The following is a 20,817-nucleotide window of genomic DNA, read 5'->3' as shown; positions in this document are numbered from 1 at the left end:
ATATCTTGCAATATTAGGTAGAACGCTAGCGCTTGCACAGTCAGCTGCAATGAAAAAGGCAGCCTAGGCTGCCTGTGTCTGCCGTTGAGGCTTACTGCCCCAGGTGGTAGATGGGTAATGCGGTTGTCTGTTTGAACTCTTTCAGCACGAAGCTGGATTTGACGTCTTCCACCCCCGGCTGTTGCAGCAGTTCGTCCATCACGAAGCGCGAGAAGTGCTGCAGGTCTTCAAAGTACACCTGCAGCAGGTAGTCCATCTCGCCTGTCATGGCGTAGCAGTTCACCACCTCGGGCCAACGCTGCACCGCTTCCATGAAGCCGTTCAGGTGGGTACTGCCGCCGCGCTTTTCCAGCGATACGCGCACGAACGCCTGGAGGCCCAGGCCGAGTTTGGCCGGGTCGAGCAGGGCAACGTATTGGCGGATCACGCCGGATTCTTCCAGCTGTTTCAGCCGGCGCAGGCACGGGGACGGGGAGAGGGCAACTTTTTCTGCCAGTTCGACGTTGGTCAGACGTCCATTGGCTTGCAGGGCCGCCAACATTTTGATGTCGGTCTTGTCCAGGTTTGCCGTAAGCATGTTATCTCCTGATTTTGGGTTTGCTCTGGAATTTTGTTTTATGTTTTTTATTTTCTCGGCACGATTTGGCAAGAAAATTGCCACTAAGTTTACTTAGAATAAAGCGCCTAAGCCAGACATTTTACACGGTGGCAGCAGATCACCGCAGACTGACTTGATAAGAGGAGACGCATACTGCCATGCCATGTGGCTGTATGCATGCCATCACAGCGTTGGCGCCGCCCTGGCAGGGCGGCAATCTATTGCTGTTGGTGTTGTATTTTCATCTCCCGAGCGGTCCGTTTTGCTGCCTGGCTGGCATAACCCGCAATACCTACAGAGAAGCAGGCCACAAGCCGCAAGAGGAGAGAGAGATGAAAATGGAACATCAGCTGATGAACCCGCTGGCGACCGACGGTTTTGAATTTGTCGAGTACACCGCACCCGACGCCGAGGGCGTCGAGAAGCTCAAACAGCTGTTCCTGTCGCTGGGCTTTGTTGAAGTTGCCCGCCATCGCAGCAAGAACGTCAGCCTGTTCCGTCAGGGTGACATCAACTTCATCCTGAACGCCGAGCGCAGCCAGCCGGCAGCCGAATTCGCCTCCGCCCATGGCCCGTCTGCCTGCGCCATGGCCTGGCGTGTGAAAGACGCCGCCAAGGCGTACGAGTATGCGCTGGCACACGGCGCCACCCCGTACAACCGCCCGGTTGGTGCCATGGAGCTGAACATCCCGGCCGTGGAAGGTATTGGCGGTTCCGCGCTGTACTTTGTGGACCGTTACGGCCAGGACAAAAACATCTACGACATCGACTTCGTGCCGCTGGAAGGCGTAGAGCAATACCCGGCTGGCGTGGGCCTGAAAGTGATCGACCACCTCACCCACAACGTGGTGCGCGGCAATATGGAAAAGTGGGGCGGCTTCTACGAGAACATCGCCAACTTCAAGGAAATCCGCTACTTCGATATCGAAGGCAAGCTTACCGGTCTGGTGTCCAAGGCCATGACCAGCCCGTGTGGCAAAATCCGCATCCCGATCAACGAATCGTCCGACGACAAGAGCCAGATCGAGGAATTCCTGAAACAGTACAACGGCGAAGGCATCCAGCACATTGCGCTGACCACCGATAACATCTACGAAACCGTGGAAACGCTGAAGGCGCGTGGCACCCGCTTCCTGGATACGCCGGACACCTACTACGCCAAGGTGGACCAGCGCGTGCCTAACCATGGCGAAGACCTGGCCCGTCTGCAGAAAAACAGCATCCTGATCGACGGCGCACCGGTAGAAGGCATCCTGCTGCAGATCTTTACCGAAACCGTTATTGGCCCGATCTTCTTCGAGATAATCCAGCGCAAAGGCAACGAAGGCTTTGGCGAAGGCAACTTCCGCGCGCTGTTCGAATCCATCGAAGAAGACCAGATCCGCCGCGGCGTGCTGAAGGCCGACTAAGCCTGCGCTACCGTACTGCTGCAAAGGGTTGGACGCTGGGCGCCGCGGTACGGTAAACGGCTATATATAAGGTTGGCCGCAGCCCATGCTGCGGCCAACGCATATCGACACTGCAAGACGAGACACACACATGAAACTCGCTACCTATCAGAACCAGACCCGTGACGGCCAGCTGCTGGTAGTCAGCCGCGACCTTAGCCGTGCCGTGGCCGTGCCGCACATTGCGGCCAACCTGCAAGCTGCGCTGGATAACTGGGCGCAGGCCGAGCCCAAGCTGCAGGAAGTGTACGCCGCGCTCAACCAGGGCGAGGAGGCTGGCGAATTCGCCTTCGACCAGGCGCGCTGCCACAGCCCGCTGCCGCGTGCCTACCAGTGGGCCGATGGCTCTGCCTACCTGAACCACGTAGAGCTGGTGCGCAAGGCGCGTGGTGCCGAGGTGCCGGAAAGCTTTTACACCGACCCGCTGATGTACCAGGGCGGCTCCGACGCCTTCCTGCCGCCGCGAGCCGGCATTCCGCTGCGCGACGCCAGCTGGGGGCTGGACTTTGAAGGCGAAGTGGCCGTCATTACCGGCGATGTACCGCTGGGCGCCGATGCTGCCGAGTGCGCCAAGCACATCCGCCTGCTGATGCTGGTCAACGATGTGACGCTGCGCAACCTGATCCCCAACGAGCTGGCCAAGGGCTTCGGCTTCTTCCAGAGCAAGCCGGCTACCGCCTTCTCGCCGGTAGCGGTCACCCCCGACGAACTGGGCGACGCCTGGCAAGACGGCAAAGTGCACCTGCCGCTGCTGGTGGACTACAACGGCGCCTTCTATGGCAAGCCGAACGCCGGGGTGGAGATGCAGTTCAACTTCCCGCAGCTGGTGGCGCACGTTTCGAAAACCCGCGAGCTGGTGGCCGGCTCCATCGTCGGCTCCGGCACCATCTCCAACCGCGACCGCAGTGTAGGCAGCTGCTGCCTGGCCGAACAGCGCATGATCGAGATCATCGATAGCGGCGCCGCCATCACCCCGTTCATGAAAGTGGGCGACAGCGTGCGTATCGACATGCAGGATGCCAGCGGCGCCAGCATCTTCGGTGCCATCGAGCAAACCGTGGTGCAGCATGGCTGAGGCGGCCAACGTTGGCCGCGTGCTGTACGGCTACTTTCGCTCTTCGGCCGCCTACCGCGTGCGTATTGCCCTGAACCTGAAGGGCTTGGCGTACCGGCAGGCGCCGGTGAGCCTGGTGAAGGCCGAGCAGCGCAGCGCCGAGTTTCTGGCGCTGAACCCGCAGGGCCTGGTGCCGGCACTGCAAGATGGCGATGTGCTGCTGACCCAGTCACTGGCCATTTGCGAGTACCTGGACGACGCCTACCCGCACACTGCCCCGCTGCTGCCTGCCGAGCCAGTGCTGCGCGCCCGCGTACGTGCCGTGGCGCAGGCCATTGCTTGCGACATCCACCCGGTGAACAACCTGCGCATTCTCAATTACCTGAAAGACGAATTGGGGCAGGACGAAGCTGGGCGGAACAGCTGGTACCGCCACTGGGTAAGCGAAGGCTTTGCCGCGCTGGAAAGCCTGTTGGCCGCCCAGTCGGGCCCGTTTTGTTTTGGCGACAACATCACGCTGGCCGATGTGTGCTTGCTGCCGCAGGTGTTCAATGCCCAGCGCTTCAACGTAGACATGGCGCCGTACCCGAGGTTGGCCGCCATTGCCGACGCGCTGGCCGAGGTGCCGGCGTTTGCCGATGCCCACCCGTCCCGACAGCCGGACGCGTTCTGAGCCGCCTGCGACCTACAACGCCACCGCCCTGCCTTCGCAAGATGGCAGGGCTTTTACTTGTGAGACGGGCATGATCTATTGCAGGTGGGTTGCCATTGCAGCCGCATGGGGTGCTGAACTTGCCATTGCAGGCTTGCAGCCATATCGACAATCTGCACGATCAGCCTTCTACTTGTACCGTCCTGCGACGACACCGCCACGGCACGAGTCAGGGCGGGGCATGGCTACTCCGGTAACATGTGCCGGCTGCCAGACACGGCGCGTCGCGGACGCCAAGTGGTTGACGCTGTGACGGCTAGCGTCACTTGGGCATATCTGGGGCATCATTCAATGTCTCTTGCACGGCATCGCCAAGGCAGCTGCATTGCGACTGCAAGCCGGTTTGTGCTTGCCTGCTGTGGCTGGTTCTATGGGTGGCGTTGCTGCAAGTACTGTGGAGTAGTGCAGATGACCAAGCGATCATGCACAAAGCAGGGCAGGGGCGTCTGTCACTGTGCATCAGGCCGCCGTACTGGCGTAGCTGCCAGCATCGGCAGACACCGCGCGCAACAGACGTTCCGGCCAGGGTTGTTAGGGCGATGGCGGCAAGCTGCATGCACACCGAATCCGTCTCTGTGGCCAACCCGCTCCACATGAACCAGGTGCGGTTGTGCGTAAGCGCCACAGTGCTACCCCACGCTGGTGTGTGCCAACATGGTCGGGCACGCCGCCGTTAGCAGGCTTGCAGCTACGGAAAATGCAGATTTTTACGCATTTTTCCATAAATGCCTTGACGCCTTTGGCTGCATCTGCTTTAATGCGTGTCTCTGATGCAGCGCGACAGCGTTGAGCAAGAAGGCCAATTAGCTCAGTTGGTAGAGCAACGGATTGAAAATCCGTGTGTCCGTGGTTCGATTCCGCGATTGGCCACCAAATATAGGGCCCCAGCTATTATTGGCTGGGGCTTTTTCATTCCGCCCTGGAGCGTGTCATCAATTCCCCTTGGGGCCTTACAGTGCCAAGCACCTGCAAATGGTTGATCGTTAAAGACGATATGTAATGACCCAGCCCTTTCTGCACAAGTCAGGCTGCTAATTGATACGCCATCGCCGGCGTTTTCATCCCCAAAGCCTGGTGCGGGCGCCGGTGGTTGTAGAACCCGATCCAGTCTGCAATTACCCGGCTGGCGTGCGCCAGGCTTTCAAAGCGGTGTCGGTGCGCACACTGCTCTTTCAAGGTGCGGATCACCCGTTCCACCATGCCGTTCTGCTCCGGCGTGTACGGCGTGATGAACTCCTGCCGCAAACCGTAGCTTTTCACCAGCGCGGTGTAGCTGCGGCTGGTGAACACCAAGCCGTTGTCGCTGCGCAGCAGGAAGCGTTGTGGCACCCGGCCCAGGCAGCCAAAGCGGTTGATCAGCGCGTGTTCCAGCGCCGATTCCGCCGTTTTGGACTTGCCACTGCGCGACAGATGCCAGCCCAGTAGCTCGCGGGTGCAGCAGTCAATCACCAAGGCCAAATGGCACCAGCCATCCTTCCCCGCCCAGATGCGGCACAGGTCGGTGGCCCAGCGTTGGTTGGGCTCGGCTGCCACCGATGGCAGGGCTTGCACATGCGGGCGGAAGCCGACTGGCCGCTTCTTCACCTGCCAGCCTTTGAGCTGGAAGATGCGCTGCACGGTGTTTTTGTTCATACCCAGCAGGCCTGCTACGGTGCGGTAGCTGAATGAAGGGTTCTCCTCAATCATCTCTTTAATGGGCTCGACCAGCTGCGGCTGCAGCTTGGGCGAGGCCTTTTGCGGGCGGTAGTACAGCGTGCGACGTGGCACGCCGAACCAGCGGCACAGCTTGCTGATGGGCACTTGGATGCCGTCGTCTGCCAGTCCCTGCCTGACGAGGTGGACTACTTGTCGTCCTCGCCCAGCAGAGACTGCAGCTTTTTTCGGGCGCGCAGCTCCAGCATGGCTTCGCCATAGGCTTCCTGCAATTCTTTGAGCTGTTTTTCGTACTGCTCGCGGATATCCATCGGCTTGGCACGCAGGGCGTTTCCATGCCGCGCTTGGCCTCATCGACCCAGGTTTCGATCTCGGAGGGGGCCAGGTCGAAGGCGCGGGAGGCTTCGGCCACCGTGCTCTTGCCTTGAATGATCTCCATCACCAGCGCGGCTTTGCGCTTGGCGGTCCAGCGTTTGATGTCGTCTTCCATGGTCATACTCATCACATGCTCCTGTGTGAACTATGACCTGTGCAGGTTTTTAGTGGGTCATTACAGTGAAGTCTGGCTGATCACCCACAAGAAGACCTACCGGATCTATTGCGAGGAAGGGCTGAACTTGTGACGCAAGCGCCCAAGGCGGCACGTGGCCGCAGCCCATCGCGTGGCTCGGCCGACTGTCTCTAGTTTGAACGCGTGCTGGAGCATGGATTTCGTCGCCGATCAGCTGTTTAATGGCCAGCGAATCCGAGCCTTGACTGTGGTAGATAATTTTAGTCGGGAAAGCTTGGCGATCACGGTAGATTTCGCCCTGAAGGCCGAGGATGTCGTGACGACGATGCGGCATGTGCAAGCTTTACGCGGTACGCCTCAGCGGATTCAGGTGGACAACGGCAGTGAATTTATTTCTCTGGCGCTGGATCAATGGGCCTATGAACAAAGTGTGATGCTGGACTTCTCGCGACCAAGAAAACCCAGGGATAATCCCTTTATCGAGTCGTTTAATGGTAGCTTGCGGGATGAGTGCCTGAACGTACATTGGTTTCTGTCACTGGATAACGCCCGTGACAAGATCGAACGTTGGCGACAGGATTGCAATGAGTTTAGGCCGCATAGCTCGCTAGGCGACCGGACTCCCAGCGAGTTCCGGCTAGCCCGCCTTGAAGCCCGGGATCTCTAAGTCAGACCCCTCGGTTAGTTGGGAGGAGGTCACTGCTCAGCAAAATGCAGACTTGTTCAGACCTTCCCTAGAGGCTACGGTATAATGCCAAATCTATCCGCAGAGTGTTGCCAGGCATGTGTCTGTCAATGACGCATCGCAAGTAACCAGCCGCCAAGTCAAGAGGCAGGATGGCACAAACGTTTGCGTGACGAACATCTTGCAACAAAGTCGGTCTTGGCAGCTCGAGCCTACTGAGAACCGGGTTGTCAGGGACGTTCGGTCATCGTTGCATTGAGAATGTTAAAGCGGCAAAGTTTGGTAAGCATGAAGAATTTAGCCAGCACGAAAACAAATCCGATGATGTTTTGTGATCGTCATTCACTATGGGCTGAAAAGCAGAAATCAGCCAAGGTCTTTAGTAGTGCAAAGCCTCAACTAATTGTGCATTTGGATTGTTATTGATGACACTCCGGGTCGAGCATGATATGTCTGATGAAAAAGGATTCGCTAAATATGATTAATGTCACACCCGTCATCTTGTGTGGGGGCTCTGGTACCCGCTTGTGGCCATTGTCTAGAACCGGTTTTCCCAAGCAATTCCTGTGTCTGACGGGCGCCACCAGCCTGTTTCAACAGGCCGCAATGCGTTTGTCTGCCCTAGGGGCATCTGATGTGCATATTGCTGCCCCGCTTGTGGTTACTGGCGAAGAGCATCGTTTCCTCGCCGCTGAGCAACTCAGGGAAATTGGCATTGATCTAGGTTCAGCACTTCTGGAGCCCGTAGGGCGTAACACCGCACCGGCATTGACGCTGGCGGCCTTGGCTGCAAGCGCCAACGGTGAGGATCCCGTGCTTGTTGTGATGCCTGCAGACCAAACTGTGGCGGATACAGACGCATATACCAAGGCAATTCAGGTCGCTATTACCAAAGCGGACACAGGCAATATTGTCATTCTTGGGGTTGCCCCCGACTCACCAGAAACCGGGTATGGATACATCCAGACTGATAAGACAGTCGATGAAAGTGGTGCCCATGTAGTAAAAAGCTTTGTTGAAAAGCCAGATCATGTTACTGCGCAAAGCTATCTGTCGGAAGGCAGCTATTACTGGAACGCCGGCATGTTTGTGCTTAAAGCGTCGGTTTGGCTGAAAGCACTAGGTCAGTTCAGACCGGATATCCTTGATGCTACATGTGAGGCTTGGCAACAAAAGGCGATAGACTCACTGTTTATTCGGCCTGATAAGCAAGCGTTTGCCAAAATTCCTTCCGAATCAATTGACTATGCAGTGATGGAGCATTGCCCAACTAGTAACTTTGCTATCAGTATGGTGCCACTGGATGCAGGATGGAGTGATCTTGGTGCATGGGATGCCGTATGGAAAGTATTACCTAAAGATGAGTCTGGCAATGCTCATATTGGCGATGTGCTGATGGCTGATAGTCGGAATACGTTGGTGCACGCCACAAGCCGTTTGGTGAGCTTGGTGGGCGTAGATGACATTGTTGTTGTTGAGACACCCGATGCAGTACTGGTTGCTAGCAAATCCTGCTGCCAAGACGTCAAGAACATTGTTCTCGCTCTTGGCAGCCAAAAACGTGAAGAGCACGCGCTTCATCGGAAAGTTCATCGTCCTTGGGGCTGGTATGACAGTATTGATGAAGGCGGGCGCTTTAAAGTAAAACGTATCCAGGTTAAACCCAAAGCCAGCCTGAGTCTGCAGAAGCACTACCATCGCGCAGAGCATTGGATAGTTGTAAAGGGAACAGCCGAAATCACTAATGGCGACAGAGTAATTACTCTGACTGAAAACCAATCGACTTATATTCCGTTGGGTGAGGTGCATCGCCTAAGTAACCCCGGATCGATTCCTTTGGAAATCATTGAAGTACAATCTGGCAGTTATTTGGGTGAGGATGACATAGTTCGTTACTCAGATACCTATGGTAGGGTTGGTTAGTATTTTATTGCATGTCTGTATGCGTTAATCTGGGGTGCTGTATATGAATAAGATTCACCCAACGGCAATTATTGAAGGTGACGTTGAGTTCGGGATTGGAAATGAAGTCGGTCCATATAGTGTATTGTATGGACCATTGAAAATTGGTGATAATAATTATATCGGCCCCCATGTGACTATTGGCACACCCGGGCAGGATACTAGAAATCCTCGCTATGATTCTTCACAATCACGTATCGAAATTGGCAATAATAACATTATCCGAGAGTACACAGCCATTCAGAAGCCTTGCTATCGGGATGTAACAAGTATAGGCAATAACGTTTTTTTGATGCAGAGTGTGCATGTTCCCCATGATGCGGTGCTGGAAGACGGAGTAGTTGTGACCCCCATGGTTGTGATGGGCGGGATCGTTCACGTACTGGAAGGTGCTAACTTGGCTGTAGGATGCTCTGTGCACCAGTATTCCGTTATCGGCCAATACTCCATTGTAGGAATGGGAGCAGCTCTTACAAAAAATTTACGTCCTTTTGCCAAGCTAGTACCGGGAAAGCCGATTTCCGTTAATACATACGCAATCAAGAAGTACGGTTTTGAAGAAGTGCAAGATCAAATCGAGCGCTATGTGCTCGAAGGTATTGTGCCAACCGATGGAAGATTAATCCAAATTGTCAATCACTTTGAGGCAGTGCATGCTGCTTCAGGCCGATACTTGTATTGAGAGGTTTTCATGCCGTTATCAGACTGCAAGCTCATTGAGCTGCCTAAAATAGCTGACCCACGAGGTAATCTTACCTTTGTAGAAAATGGCAATCACATACCATTTGATATTAAGCGTATTTATTATCTCTATGATGTGCCTGGTGGAGCGGAGCGTGGCGGGCATGCCCACAAGGAATTAACTCAGCTGATTATCGCAACTTCTGGAAGTTTTGATGTTATTCTAGATGATGGTTTTGATAAAAGACGCTTTCATCTCAATCGGCCATACCAAGGTTTGTTGGTTAAGCCTATGATGTGGCGAGAGTTAGATAATTTTTCATCCGGCTCCGTTTGCATGGTATTGGCATCCGATTTTTATACAGAGTCTGATTATTATCGGGATTATCAAGAATTTATTGGTGACGTTAAATGAAAAATGCTATTCCCTTTTTGAGTCTACATGCTGCCTACAGTGAACTGAAGGATGAGATTGATAGTGCAGTATCAGCAGTACTAAATAGCGGCTGGTATGTGTTGGGTCCTGTCGTTGAAGAGTTCGAACAAAACTTTGCCACCTACTCAAGTGCTAAGCATGCCATTGGTGTTGCTGATGGTCTGGATGGTCTTCATCTTGCACTAAGAGCAATGGGCATTGGCGCTGGTGATGAGGTCATTGTGCCTTCTAATACATTTATTGCTACATGGCTTGCTGTAAGTGAGTGTGGTGCGATTCCTGTTGCAGTAGAGCCTGACCCGGCAACACATAACCTTGACCCATACAAAGTGGAACAGGCTATTACGCCACGTACCAAAGCCATCATTCCTGTGCACCTTTATGGTCAGCCTGCAGACCTCGATCCCATTTTACAGCTTGCTGATAAACATGACCTGTGGATACTTGAAGATGCTGCACAAGCACATGGTGCACGTTATAAAGGGCAGCGTATCGGTGGGCATGGTGATGCAGTAGCTTGGAGTTTCTACCCAGGCAAGAATCTTGGAGCCATGGGTGATGGTGGGGCGGTTACAACGAATAATGACGAGCTTGCAGAAAAGCTGCGCGAACTTAGAAATTATGGTTCAAAAGAAAAGTACGTGCATACCTCTCGTGGCTATAACAGCCGGCTGGATACCATTCAGGCTGCTATCTTGAATGTAAAGTTGATGCATCTAGATGAATGGAATGGTCGCAGAAAAAATATCGCCCAAGTATACCTGGATGGTATTGATAATCCGTACGTCACCTTACCCAAGGTACCGGATTTTGCAGAGCCGGTTTGGCATCTTTTTGTTGTTAAAACTGCATATCGTACTGCACTTCAGGCCCATTTGGCGGCTCACGGCATAGCAACACTGATTCACTATCCAATACCACCTCATAAACAAGAGGCATACGGTCTGGAGCTAGATTTACCTATTGCCGAGGCCTTGGCACAGCAGGTCCTTAGTCTTCCTATCGGGCCGCAGCTCGCAATTGATGATGCTCACAAAGTAGCTGAAGTTATTAATAGTTTTGTGCCGTAACTATGACTTTATTCAAAACTAGCGCCCTGAATGCCATAGCAGTTGGTATCCGATTGGTTAGCATGCTGATCTTAAACAAGATTCTTGCTATCCATATCGGGCCAACTGCTTATGGTTTAGTAGGGCAGCTGCAGAACGTCATCACCACTGTAACAACCGTTGCCAGTGCTGGGACCAGTACTGGGATAACAAAATATACTGCTGAGTATACCGGCAAGTCTGATGATCAACGCCGGATCTGGCGTACCGCCACCTTTTCCGGCATTGCTATTACAGTGTTACTTGCAATTGCCTTGCTGTCAGGGAGTAACTTTTGGTCTGTATATTTTTTTGGTGGCGCACAGTACCAGTTTGTTATTGTTTTTCTATCCGCAGCACTGATTTTTTATGTCCTCAATACCATACTATTGGCTATTCTAAATGGTTTGGGGGAGATAAGACTTTTTGTAGTTGCCAATATTGCCAATAGCTTGCTCGCACTTTTTATTACTGGATTTTTGGCTTGGCTGTGGGGGCTAGAAGGTGCTCTCATTGCACTCACCATTAACCAGTCGATCGTCTTTTTTGTTACTTTGCTTTTTGTCTGGAGAAGGCCTTGGTTCAGACTTGTCCATTTCTTTGGTGTGCCAGATAAAGAGAGTATTCAGCGCCTTTCGCATTTTGTATTAATGGCTGCGGCTACATCGGTTTTGGGGCCCATTGCTCAGATTTTTATAAGGAACGTACTGGCGGTCGACGCAGGCATGTTGGCCACTGGCTACTGGGAGGCCATGACGCGGATTAGCAATCTCTACCTTATGGTGATTACTATGCCACTTTCTGTTTACTATCTCCCCAGAATGGCCATGCTTTCCAAAGTGCAAGAGCTGAAAGATGAACTAATAAAGGTTTTTATGTTCCTTTTGCCGGTGACCCTTGTTACTGCTGCTGGTATTTTTGTCTTCAGGGATTTGATTGTTTCGCTACTTTTCACTAAAGACTTTGCTCCCATGCTTGAATTATTTGCATGGCAGTTGGCAGGTGATGTCATACGTATGGTGGCTTGGCTGTTTTCATACCTTCTACTCAGTAAGGCAGCCAGTGCCAAGTTCCTGATCGCTGAAGTAACCGCTACCTTCCTTCTGGTTTTATTGTCTATCACTTTCATTGCAGAGCTTGGAATGATTGGCGCGTCGGTTGCTTATGCGGTAACCAATGTTATTTATTTGTTAACCCTACTGGTAATGACCAAGACATTGTTCAGTGCAATTGATAAGGCCAAGTGAATGCAAAGTGAAAGCTGCGCTACTATTGCTTTTGTTCTTATATCCTATAACCAGCGCCAGTTTATCGAAGAAGCGTTGGAAGGTATACGAACTCAAGAGAGAACACCAGATGAGGTGGTGATTGCAGATGATGGCTCCACCGATGGTACTCAGGATATCATCCTCGATTATGTTGCCAGACATTCACTGAGTGAACAGTGGAAGTTGCTGCTCTCGCCGATCAATAGAGGGATCAATACCAACCTGCAGTGTGGCATCGAAGCCAGCAGTGCTGATATTATCATTGCCGTTGCTGGTGATGATGTGTCACTACCCAATCGCGCAGCTGTGACTGAATTGCTCTTTGCCAGCAACCCTGGCAAGCTGATGATTTCTACCAGTGGCTACGTAATTAACGAGCATGGCATTATTCGTAAAGAAATCAATTATCCTGATGATTTGCTGGATAATGTGGCCTTGGCGATCAAGCGTGGTAATCCGCTAATCATGCCTATCGGCCATGCTATGCGTCGTAGCATTTTTTTGGACTTTGGTGCATTACCACCTGATTTACCTAATGAAGATGATCAGACAACCTTCAGAGGCTTGGCCTCGGGTGGCATTGTCAGGTCCTCAATCAAGACGTTTAAGTATCGTGTTCATGATAATTCAGCCAGTGCTTGGTTACACAGGAATACCAGTATTGACGAATATTTTGCACGTTTCAAAAAGGACATGCTGGTTCGTCATAACCATATGAAGTGTTGGGTCTCCGTTTTGGAATGTATTGATCCTGTAAAGCATGCTGATTCTATTTATTCACTTTCAATTAAGTCCAGTTTCTATCTGATGATGGCCTCTATTGATCGAGTTGGTTTTCTTGCGAGATTTTATGGTTTGGTCAGATTTTTTAGAATTATTTCTGCGAAAGAGGTTGTTTATCTTATTGGTGGCAAATCGAGTGTGATTTTTTGGAGATTTTTAAGAAGAGTTACAGGGAGGATGAATTGAGCCAATCCAGTAATTTTGCCACTAATTTTTATGGCGTTAATTTTTACTTGGGCCTCTTTTGGTGGCTTGTTGTTACTACCTTTGTGGCATCTAGTTTCTATATTGCTGGGCCATTTACTTTAACAAAAATAGGTTTTGCAATTTTTTTTGTTGGTTTTTTGGTTTTTAGATTTGCTAGGGTTAATGAAAAAATACCGCTATGTTGGGTTGATGCTTCTCTTTTGGGCTTCTTTTTTTACTCGGGCTTGAGTGTATTGTGGGCTGGCAATATTGTTATTGCATTCTCCCATTACACTTCAATGATAAGTTGCCTTGTATTGTATTTCTTGGCAAGAAGTGTGATGGTCTACTCTCCCAGAAGGGTAAATTTTTTCTTTTTATCACTTATTTTCTCTGCTTTGGTTTCTTCTTTTTTTGGATTTTTACAGTTCGGATTGGGACGCTTTTTTGTTCCAGGGACAGAATCTCGCTCAATGACAACTGGTGATAGTTTTCGTGCAAACGGCTTGTTTGACGATCCGAACTATTTTGGTTACTTGCTTACAATGGCCTGGCCACTGGTGTTTTATGTTTTTAAGGAAAATAAATTTTTAAGGAACTTTATTGTTGGTGTTTTGTTTTTGGCTATAGTTGCTACATTTTCACGAGCGACTTTACTTATATTTTTCCTGCAGGTTATTTTTTTAAATTTTTTACGTTCTGATAATTTCTTTAAGGTTTTCTTTCGGTTGTTTTTCTCTTTGTCTGCGCTTGTTTTTTTTCTTGTGGTGTTCAATCTATTTGATGTGCAAGAGCGTCTTGTTACTCTTGTGCCTGTTTTTTTTGATAATGGTGAGGAACTGGATAACTCATCAGCCGAGCGCTTGGATTTGTTAATATCCGGAGTTTCCATGTTTTTGGATAACATTCTGCTTGGTGTTGGTTTTGGTAATTTCCAGCTAAGAATTGCTGATTACATGACTTTTTTTCCGAGGGAAGTTTATGCACACAATACATATGTGACTGTGGCAGCGGAGAGTGGCATTATAGGTTTTGCTACTTATCTTACCTTTTTGGTCACCATTTTCTTTGGCTTGCTAAGAAGAAAGCAGTTTTATGTCTTAGTAAGTTTTTTTGGGTTGTTGGCCTCAAATTTTTTCTTGGTTGCTCATTATTTCCCAATTGCATATTTATACTTTGCTGCAGTAGCAGGAGTGTGTAACTTTCAAGGCTCAAATGAAAAAACTATTGCTAATTGACTTTGGTGCTGTTTGGGGTGGCCAGGAAATCTACAGCCGCAGTATTGCACAGGTCTTGGTTGAACGTGGCTGGTGTGTTACCAGTGTTTCCATGCATGAACGTCATGCAGTTGATGGTGTGCGTTTTTTGCCAGTTTCGATTGGTTATAAAGACTTTGTCGGTAATAAACGTCTGATTGAAGACATGTTGCCAAGTTATGATGTTGTGCATTTCAATGGTATCAGGGCAATTTACTTGGCTGCCATCCTGAAACATAGCAAGCCGTTTGTCGGCACAAAACATTTACCATACTCGTCTTTGGAACAGGTGACCGTTAGATCATGGCTAGCCAGGCTGGGTAGTCACGTAGTTTTCCACAATCTGGACAGGCTCATCAGTATCTCGGAAAAAACGTTAGTCGAGTTGCCTCTTGATGTTCAGCGCCGCTCTTCGGTGGTGCTGAATGGGGTTTCCGATATGGGGGGGGCGCTTGCTGTGTTGCCTAATGAGGCTGAGTTGACAGTTTGTTTTGTCGGCCGGTTTGTCGAGCACAAAGGCATGATGAGACTGTTGGCAGCAGTGGCCTTGCTTCGTCAGCAGCAGGTTTCCGTGAAAGTATTGCTGGCGGGCGGCGGGCCGCTGGAGCAGACTGCACGTGAGTTTGTGGCGTCTAACCACCTTCTTGAGGCGGTTGAATTCTTGGGCTACGTTGAGTCTCCCGCCGATGTGTTTCAACGCGCTCACGTCTGTGCATTACCTTCCCTGCATGAAGGTTTACCTTTAAGCCTGCTGGAAGCCCTGTCAGCCCACTGTGCATTGTTGGGGCATGATATCCCAGGTGTGCGAGATGTGATTAATGATGGCGTAAATGGATTGATTGCGGCTATTTCGGCCGAGTCGATTGCAGACAAGTTGCGTACTTTGGCACAAAACCGTTCTTTACTTGGTAAACTTAGACAAAATGCTCGCGAGGATTACGAGAAGAATTGGCGCCTTGACCGCATGGTAGATGAGACCGTTGAGATTTATAACCGTGCAGTTTCTACTTTTGAGCACAGGAATCGATGATGTTGGCAGTGGATGCTCGCTGGATGGTGGGTGAATATCGTGGCATGGGGCGATATGCACGTAGTTTCATTGAACCAGTGCAAGATTCGGTAAGCGCTTTCTTGCCAGAATCAAGCCCTGCTGGTGATTTGCGTGCATATTGTGAGGGTAATGGTTTTTTTCCATGGTGGGAGCAGCAGGTTTTACCTGCAATGTGTGGTAAATACAAGGTTGAACGCCTTTTATGTCCATACAACACTGGTCCTCTGCGCTTGCGAAGTGCCACTGAGCTTATTCTTGTTGTTCATGATCTGATTTTTCTTGAGTCATGGCGTTCTTTACCACCATCTGTTTCTCCATATCAGACGTTAGGTAGGGTTTACAGACGCTATGTGGTCCCTGGTGTTATTGCCCGTGCAGACAAGATTGTTACTGTCTCAGAGTATACAAAAGGCGAGATACTGAAGCGTTTCAATCTGAAGGATGAGTCGGTTTTGGTCATACCAAATAGCTTGGATGCTTCTTGGTATGAGCAAAACGAAGAGGCAGTGGAAAGCCATGCGCCCTATGTTCTTGCTGTTTCGGGTGAGGCACCCAGTAAGAACTTGTCTGCTTTGCTACATGCATTTTCTTTGTTAAAGAAGCGTGGCGGTCGGGATGTTGTAGAGCTTCAGTTGCGTATTGTTGGTATCAAGCAAGCACACCAGGCACATTTCATAAAACGCGCAGAGCAGTTAGGCATTGGCTCTTCAGTTGTATTTGAACGCTTTGTCGACGAGATTACCTTGCGAAGTCTGTATCGTAACGCCGAGCTATTTGTAATGCCATCGTTGTTCGAAGGTTTTGGCATTCCGGTTTTGGAAGCCATGGCAAGTGGTACTGCAGTTGTGTGTAGCAATACCACGTCACTACCAGAGGTGGTGGGTGATGCCGGATGGCTTTTTGATCCGTATAGTATTGAACATATGGCGGGTGTGCTATTGGATGCTTGGCGCGACAGTTGTGCAAGGGCTCAGTGTGCTGAGAGAGGGCTGAAGCAAGCACAGAAGTATCATCGAAAGGTGGTCAATGCTGCGATTGAGAATTTTTGGGAAAAATGATGCAACGCAAACAGATTCTGATTCTGACACCGAGATATCCTTATCCGGTAATAGGTGGTGACAGGCTGCGCATTTATGAAATTTGCAAGGAGCTTGCCAAGTATCACGACTTGTCGCTCTTGAGCTTGTGCGAGACTCAAGATGAATTGCATTCGGCATTGCCTGATGATGGTGTTTTCAAGCGTATTGAGCGCGTTTATTTGCCAAAGTGGCAATCGTTGTTGAATGTTGCATTAGCCATACCGACTTCTACACCGCTACAGATTGCGTATTATCGCTCAAATGAATTTGCAAGAAAACTGGATGCGTTAGTGCCTGAGCATGATATGTTTTTTGCACACCTCATTCGAGCCGGAGAGTACCTTAGGGGGCGTGACATTCCTTCAGTTCTGGAAATGACTGATGCCATTTCGATGAATTATCAACGGATCAGTAAACTTTCCTCTAAAAGGAATTTCAAATCATGGGTTTTCCATTTTGAAGCAAATCGTTTGTTAAGTTATGAGCAGAAAATTGTTGATGAATTTCCGCTTGTAACGTTAGTGTCTGATTTTGATCGTGATTTTCTATTGAATGGTAGAGTGTTGGATAACTTGCTTGTATGTTCAAATGGGGTTGATTTGAGCGCACTACCCTTTAAGTCGCGAGAAGTAAGTGCTCCCGTTGCTGCTTTTATTGGCAACATGACTTCTGTGCAAAATCTTGATGCATGTTTTTATTTTGCAGAAGAGGTTTTGCCTGTGATACGTCAGCGCTTGGATTGCCGGTTCCGGGTAGTGGGACGAATTAAACCTGGCGACGCAAAGCGGCTAGAAATGTTCGATTCTGTAGAAGTTGCGAGCAATGTGCACAGTATTGCTGACGCATTGGCTGATGCGCGGGTGGGGGTTGCACCGGTAAGATTGGGGGCTGGCGTCCAGAACAAGGTTCTTGAGTATATGGCACTCGGTTTGCCTGTAGTTACCTCTACCGTTGCTCTGGAAGGATTGCAGGCTATGCCGGAGCGTGATCTCTTAGTAGCTGACCGGCCTGAGGAGTATGCGGCGGCCCTTTTGCGGTTGTGGCAAGATGATACTCTGCGAGGTTCACTGGCGCAGGCAGGTTTGAAATATGTAGAAGAGTACCATTCATGGCATCAGCGCCTGATGCCTATGGTAGAGCGAATTAACCGTATTCTCGCTGATTAATATATTTCGCATTTTTGAGAAAAACCGCCAGCATTGCGAATGCCAGTCAGTTTTTTCTGACTGGCATTACCCCTCTGGGCGATTTTTTTACGCCAGTTTTTTGATGTAGGCAGCCACGCCGCCAAGCAGCATTTCGATGGAAATGGCGGTCAGTACCAGGCCCATCAGGCGTTCCAGCGCGGTGATGGCTTGTTCGCCCAGCGCGCGGTGGATCTTGCCGGAGAACAGGAAGACCAGCAGCGTTACCAGCATGGTCAGCGTCAGGGCGCCAATCCATTCCAGCATGCGGTCAGGTTCACGGGTGGACATCAGCAGCACGGTAGCCATCGCGGAGGGGCCAGCGATCAGCGGGACGGCAATGGGTACGATGAAGGGCTCGCCGTGCATTTTGTCGCCGCCAAACATGCTGCCTTCACCGGGGAAAATCATTTTGATGGCAATCAGGAACAGGATGACACCGCCGGCTACGCGCAGGCTTTCGTCGGTCAGGTGCATCAGCTCCAGAAAGCCTTTGCCAAAGAACATGAAGGTTAGCAGTACCGAGAACGCGATGAAGCACTCGCGGAATACGACCTTGCGGCGGCGTTCCGGCTTCACCTGTTTCAGTGCCGAGATGAACAGGGGGATGTTGCCCAGCGGATCGGTAATCAGGATCAGCAGGATGGTGGCGGACAGGAAAGAGGTATCCATAAGTTTTACACTACGCGATGTTCGATAAAAAACAACTGCTGTTGCGGCCAACCTTAGTCCGGACGGTCAGGCTGGCCAAGGTTGGCCGCAGGCAGCAATAAAGGCCTTGCGCGGAGCGTAAGGCCTTTTGTCTATGCGGGTGCCCGGTACAGAGGGCAGTTGGCGGTAGGGCGTGATTATGTCACGCCGCCGCCGTTTGCCAAGACCAGGTGTCGGATTACTGACCGCTTGTGTCGTTTTTATCCTTACGGTTGGAACCTTCTACCAGGGTAAAGCCATAAACGCGGCATTCCAGTGCGCCGTTGTACAGCATCGGGCGGGTATCTGCTGCCAGGCGCATCAGGCCCGGCAGGCGGCTATCGGCGGTCATCAGGTGCGCGGTCCAGCCTGCAAACTTGCGCTTCAGCCAAGTGGCCAGCAGGGGGTACAGTTCGGCCAGGCTTTCCTGTTCGTCCAGGCGGACACCGTAAGGCGGGTTACACACGATCAGGCCGCTGGCCGCCGGGGCGGTGAGCGCGGTGGCGTCGCCGGCGCTGAGGGTAACCAGATGGTCGATACCAACGCGTTCCAGGTTGCGGCGGGCGATGTCTACCATCTGCGCCGAGCGGTCGTTACCGAACAGCGGCAGGGTGTCGAGTTGGCGGCTCGCCAGCTCGGCATCGTTCTTGATGCTGTGCCACAGCAGGTCGTTGTGGTCTTTCAGCAGCTCGAAGGCAAAGCGGCGATCGCGGCCCGGGGCGCGGTTTAGCGCGATGTCGGCAGCTTCCACCAGGAAGGTGCCGCTACCGCACATCGGGTCCAGCAGCGGCTGGGTGCCGTTGTAGCCGGCCAGCAGCAGGATGCCGGCCGCCAGGTTTTCACGCAGCGGGGCCTCGCCGGTTTCTTCGCGCCAGCCGCGCTTGAACAGCGCTTCGCCGCTGGTATCCAGATAAATCTGGATATCAAAGCCGGACAGGAACACGCGGATGCGCATGTCCGGGGTGCGGGTATCGACGCTAGGGCGCTCGCCGCCCAGCTCGCGGAAGCGGTCGCAGATGGCGTCTTTTACCACCAGCGACACGTAATCGATGCTCTTCAGGCGGGCATGGCCGTCGGTTTTTACCTTGATGGTGCAGCCAACGTCGAACAGCGCCGGCCAGTCGATGCCACGGGCCAGGTTGTAGATGTCGCGTTCGTCGCGGTAGCTACCCATCGCCAGCTGCATCAGCAAGCGGCTAGCGGTGCGCGAGTGCAGGTTCACGCGCATCATCACTTCGCGGTTGCCGGTGAAGGCCACGCCACCATCGGTGAGCTGCAGCTCGGTGCCGCCTTGCTGGGTAATCTCGTCGGCCAGAATCTTTTCCAGGCCACGCGGGCAGCTGGCAAACAGCGCAAACTCGCCAGCTTTCAGGCTGCGCGGTTGCGCTTTCACGAATGGCGTGCGGCCAACCTTGTCCCCGCCGTGTTGACGCGGATGCTCGCCGCGCGCTTCGCGCTGTTCACCGCCGAAGCGTGGTTTGTCGAAGCTGCGTTCTTCGCGCTGGAAGCCGCCCTCGCGACGCTCGCCGCCGAAGCGCGGTTTGTCGAAGCTGCGTTCTTCGCGCTGGAAGCCGCCTTCGCGACGTTCGCCGCCGAAGCGCGGTTTGTCGAAGCTGCGTTCTTCACGCTGGAAGCCGCCTTCGCGACGCTCGCCGCCGAAGCGCGGTTTGTCGAAACTGCGTTCTTCGCGCTGGAAGCCGCCTTCGCGACGTTCGCCGCCGAAGCGCGGTTTGTCGAAGCTGCGCTCTTCGCGCTGGAAGCCGCCTTCTTGGCGCTCGGCTTGCGGTGCAGTGGGGGTATCACCAACGCGCTTCAGAAAGCCGGTACGCGGTGCCTGGCTAGAAGCGGGTTGGGCAGGGGTATCCGGCGTTTCCTGGCTTGGCGGGGCCACGTAGTCCGGGTGCGCTTTGCCACCACGACCGGCAACGCGGTCTCGGGTGTAGGTTTTTTGCGGACGTTCGGCCGGAGCAGGGGCCGCGGTATCCGCTGCCGGGGCAAACGATTTACCGCCAAACAGGGTACGCGGTTTATCCAGGCCATGATCGCCGCGCGGGGCGTGGCCCTCGCTACGCTGCATGTGGTTGTCGCCCTGGCTTTCACCACGCGGGGCGAAATTGCCATCACGACTCTTGTCGCTGCCAAAGCGCGGCTTGTCGAAGCTGCGCTCTTCGCGCTGGAAGCCGCCTTCACGACGCTCGCCACGCGGGGCGAAATTGCCGTCGCGCGGTTTGTCGCCGCCAAAGCGCGGTTTGTCGAAGCTGCGTTCTTCGCGCTGGAAGCCACCTTCACGACGTTCGCCACGCGGGGCGAAGTTGCCGTCGCGCGGTTTGTCGCCGCCGAAGCGCGGCTTGTCGAAGCTGCGCTCTTCGCGCTGGAAGCCACCTTCGCGACGCTCGCCGCGCGGGGCAAAGTTACCCTCGCGCGGTTTGTCGCCGCCGAAGCGCGGCTTGTCGAAGCTGCGCTCTTCGCGCTGGAAGCCACCTTCGCGACGC

Annotated in this window: 18 protein-coding genes, 1 tRNA gene and 2 pseudogenes; 15 read left to right on the top strand and 6 right to left on the bottom strand. The window is 52.4% G+C overall.

The window, feature by feature from the left end; translation table 11 throughout:
• Nucleotides 1-91: 91 nt before the first annotated feature.
• A complete protein-coding gene (locus tag FLQ03_RS10130; protein ID WP_144373417.1) occupies nt 92-577 on the bottom strand; it encodes an Lrp/AsnC family transcriptional regulator in 486 nt (161 codons plus the stop codon).
• A gap of 353 nt (nt 578-930) precedes the next feature.
• Here FLQ03_RS10130 and hppD point away from each other — a divergent pair, with 353 nt between their 5' ends.
• From hppD to FLQ03_RS10110, 4 genes are all read left to right on the top strand, one after another.
• Nucleotides 931-2,007 carry a 4-hydroxyphenylpyruvate dioxygenase gene (gene hppD, locus FLQ03_RS10125; RefSeq protein WP_144373416.1) on the top strand — a complete coding sequence of 359 codons (1,077 nt, stop codon included), beginning with the start codon at nt 931-933 and terminating at the stop codon, nt 2,005-2,007.
• Nucleotides 2,008-2,137: 130 nt separating this feature from the next.
• Nucleotides 2,138-3,121: a fumarylacetoacetate hydrolase family protein gene (locus tag FLQ03_RS10120; protein WP_144373415.1), complete on the top strand. Its 984-nt coding sequence runs from the start codon at nt 2,138-2,140 to the stop codon at nt 3,119-3,121.
• The gene (maiA, locus tag FLQ03_RS10115; protein ID WP_144373414.1) at nt 3,114-3,773 is read left to right on the top strand and encodes a maleylacetoacetate isomerase; all 660 of its coding nucleotides are present in this window, start codon (nt 3,114-3,116) and stop codon (nt 3,771-3,773) included. Before FLQ03_RS10120 ends, maiA begins: the two co-directional genes overlap by 8 nt.
• 836 nt (nt 3,774-4,609) lie before the next feature.
• Nucleotides 4,610-4,685: transfer RNA gene (locus tag FLQ03_RS10110), tRNA-Phe, on the top strand.
• A gap of 150 nt (nt 4,686-4,835) precedes the next feature.
• On the opposite strand, the gene FLQ03_RS10105 is transcribed toward FLQ03_RS10110, so the two are convergent.
• The 3 genes and pseudogenes from FLQ03_RS10105 to FLQ03_RS19740 all read right to left on the bottom strand — a co-directional run.
• Complete coding sequence (locus FLQ03_RS10105) at nt 4,836-5,618, bottom strand: IS3 family transposase (protein ID WP_276607769.1); 783 nt, start codon at nt 5,616-5,618, stop codon at nt 4,836-4,838.
• Nucleotides 5,619-5,653: 35 nt separating this feature from the next.
• Complete coding sequence (locus FLQ03_RS19590) at nt 5,654-5,776, bottom strand: hypothetical protein (RefSeq protein WP_276607770.1); 123 nt, start codon at nt 5,774-5,776, stop codon at nt 5,654-5,656.
• A 26-nt stretch (nt 5,777-5,802) separates the two neighbouring features.
• Nucleotides 5,803-5,955: pseudogene (locus FLQ03_RS19740) on the bottom strand (DUF1153 domain-containing protein); the annotation flags it as partial.
• A 67-nt stretch (nt 5,956-6,022) separates the two neighbouring features.
• Between FLQ03_RS19740 and FLQ03_RS10095 the strand changes: the two are divergent.
• The 11 genes and pseudogenes from FLQ03_RS10095 to FLQ03_RS10045 form a co-directional block, all read left to right on the top strand.
• Nucleotides 6,023-6,643: pseudogene (locus tag FLQ03_RS10095) on the top strand (IS3 family transposase); the annotation flags it as partial.
• 474 nt (nt 6,644-7,117) lie between these two features.
• Nucleotides 7,118-8,584: a mannose-1-phosphate guanylyltransferase/mannose-6-phosphate isomerase gene (locus FLQ03_RS10090; protein WP_240802251.1), complete on the top strand. Its 1,467-nt coding sequence runs from the start codon at nt 7,118-7,120 to the stop codon at nt 8,582-8,584.
• A 43-nt stretch (nt 8,585-8,627) separates the two neighbouring features.
• Nucleotides 8,628-9,305: an acyl-ACP--UDP-N-acetylglucosamine O-acyltransferase family protein gene (locus FLQ03_RS10085; RefSeq protein WP_144373411.1), complete on the top strand. Its 678-nt coding sequence runs from the start codon at nt 8,628-8,630 to the stop codon at nt 9,303-9,305.
• Between the two features lie 9 nt (nt 9,306-9,314).
• Nucleotides 9,315-9,719, top strand: a complete 405-nt coding sequence (locus tag FLQ03_RS10080) for a sugar 3,4-ketoisomerase (protein ID WP_144373410.1) — start codon at nt 9,315-9,317, stop codon at nt 9,717-9,719.
• Nucleotides 9,716-10,810: a DegT/DnrJ/EryC1/StrS family aminotransferase gene (locus tag FLQ03_RS10075; protein WP_144373409.1), complete on the top strand. Its 1,095-nt coding sequence runs from the start codon at nt 9,716-9,718 to the stop codon at nt 10,808-10,810. The genes FLQ03_RS10080 and FLQ03_RS10075 overlap by 4 nt, the downstream gene beginning before the upstream one ends.
• Before the next feature lie 62 nt (nt 10,811-10,872).
• Nucleotides 10,873-12,075 (top strand): O-antigen translocase, encoded by a 1,203-nt coding sequence (locus FLQ03_RS10070; RefSeq protein ID WP_170252371.1) that lies wholly within the window; start codon nt 10,873-10,875, stop codon nt 12,073-12,075.
• On the top strand, nt 12,076-13,065 hold the full coding sequence (locus tag FLQ03_RS10065; RefSeq protein WP_144373407.1) for a glycosyltransferase: 990 nt from the start codon (nt 12,076-12,078) through the stop codon (nt 13,063-13,065).
• Nucleotides 13,062-14,303 (top strand): O-antigen ligase family protein, encoded by a 1,242-nt coding sequence (locus tag FLQ03_RS10060; RefSeq protein WP_144373406.1) that lies wholly within the window; start codon nt 13,062-13,064, stop codon nt 14,301-14,303. The genes FLQ03_RS10065 and FLQ03_RS10060 overlap by 4 nt, the downstream gene beginning before the upstream one ends.
• On the top strand, nt 14,281-15,351 hold the full coding sequence (locus FLQ03_RS10055) for a glycosyltransferase family 4 protein (RefSeq protein WP_144373405.1): 1,071 nt from the start codon (nt 14,281-14,283) through the stop codon (nt 15,349-15,351). Before FLQ03_RS10060 ends, FLQ03_RS10055 begins: the two co-directional genes overlap by 23 nt.
• The gene (locus tag FLQ03_RS10050; RefSeq protein ID WP_144373404.1) at nt 15,348-16,430 is read left to right on the top strand and encodes a glycosyltransferase family 4 protein; all 1,083 of its coding nucleotides are present in this window, start codon (nt 15,348-15,350) and stop codon (nt 16,428-16,430) included. The genes FLQ03_RS10055 and FLQ03_RS10050 overlap by 4 nt, the downstream gene beginning before the upstream one ends.
• Nucleotides 16,430-17,617 (top strand): glycosyltransferase family 4 protein, encoded by a 1,188-nt coding sequence (locus FLQ03_RS10045; RefSeq protein ID WP_206210939.1) that lies wholly within the window; start codon nt 16,430-16,432, stop codon nt 17,615-17,617. The genes FLQ03_RS10050 and FLQ03_RS10045 overlap by 1 nt, the downstream gene beginning before the upstream one ends.
• A gap of 87 nt (nt 17,618-17,704) precedes the next feature.
• Here FLQ03_RS10045 and FLQ03_RS10040 read toward each other — a convergent pair whose 3' ends face one another.
• Nucleotides 17,705-18,307 carry a MarC family protein gene (locus FLQ03_RS10040; protein ID WP_144373402.1) on the bottom strand — a complete coding sequence of 201 codons (603 nt, stop codon included), beginning with the start codon at nt 18,305-18,307 and terminating at the stop codon, nt 17,705-17,707.
• 217 nt (nt 18,308-18,524) lie between these two features.
• On the bottom strand, nt 18,525-20,817 hold a 2,293-nt coding region (locus FLQ03_RS19640; protein WP_338116367.1), incomplete at its 5' end, for a THUMP domain-containing protein.

Source organism: Vogesella urethralis (assembly GCF_007644045.2).
Classification (GTDB): domain Bacteria; phylum Pseudomonadota; class Gammaproteobacteria; order Burkholderiales; family Chromobacteriaceae; genus Vogesella; species Vogesella urethralis.
This window is presented reverse-complemented; position numbering and strand designations above follow the sequence as displayed.

What these genes read in the sequence shown, in the direction of transcription:
- FLQ03_RS10130 (WP_144373417.1), bottom strand. Translation starts at nt 577, where the DNA reads ATGCTTACGGCAAACCTGGACAAGACCGACATCAAAATGTTGGCGGCC.
- hppD (WP_144373416.1), top strand. Translation starts at nt 931, where the DNA reads ATGAAAATGGAACATCAGCTGATGAACCCGCTGGCGACCGACGGTTTT.
- FLQ03_RS10120 (WP_144373415.1), top strand. Translation starts at nt 2,138, where the DNA reads ATGAAACTCGCTACCTATCAGAACCAGACCCGTGACGGCCAGCTGCTG.
- maiA (WP_144373414.1), top strand. Translation starts at nt 3,114, where the DNA reads ATGGCTGAGGCGGCCAACGTTGGCCGCGTGCTGTACGGCTACTTTCGC.
- FLQ03_RS19590 (WP_276607770.1), bottom strand. Translation starts at nt 5,776, where the DNA reads ATGGATATCCGCGAGCAGTACGAAAAACAGCTCAAAGAATTGCAGGAA.
- FLQ03_RS10090 (WP_240802251.1), top strand. Translation starts at nt 7,118, where the DNA reads ATGAAAAAGGATTCGCTAAATATGATTAATGTCACACCCGTCATCTTG.
- FLQ03_RS10085 (WP_144373411.1), top strand. Translation starts at nt 8,628, where the DNA reads ATGAATAAGATTCACCCAACGGCAATTATTGAAGGTGACGTTGAGTTC.
- FLQ03_RS10080 (WP_144373410.1), top strand. Translation starts at nt 9,315, where the DNA reads ATGCCGTTATCAGACTGCAAGCTCATTGAGCTGCCTAAAATAGCTGAC.
- FLQ03_RS10075 (WP_144373409.1), top strand. Translation starts at nt 9,716, where the DNA reads ATGAAAAATGCTATTCCCTTTTTGAGTCTACATGCTGCCTACAGTGAA.
- FLQ03_RS10070 (WP_170252371.1), top strand. Translation starts at nt 10,873, where the DNA reads ATGCTGATCTTAAACAAGATTCTTGCTATCCATATCGGGCCAACTGCT.
- FLQ03_RS10065 (WP_144373407.1), top strand. Translation starts at nt 12,076, where the DNA reads ATGCAAAGTGAAAGCTGCGCTACTATTGCTTTTGTTCTTATATCCTAT.
- FLQ03_RS10055 (WP_144373405.1), top strand. Translation starts at nt 14,281, where the DNA reads ATGAAAAAACTATTGCTAATTGACTTTGGTGCTGTTTGGGGTGGCCAG.
- FLQ03_RS10050 (WP_144373404.1), top strand. Translation starts at nt 15,348, where the DNA reads ATGATGTTGGCAGTGGATGCTCGCTGGATGGTGGGTGAATATCGTGGC.
- FLQ03_RS10045 (WP_206210939.1), top strand. Translation starts at nt 16,430, where the DNA reads ATGCAACGCAAACAGATTCTGATTCTGACACCGAGATATCCTTATCCG.
- FLQ03_RS10040 (WP_144373402.1), bottom strand. Translation starts at nt 18,307, where the DNA reads ATGGATACCTCTTTCCTGTCCGCCACCATCCTGCTGATCCTGATTACC.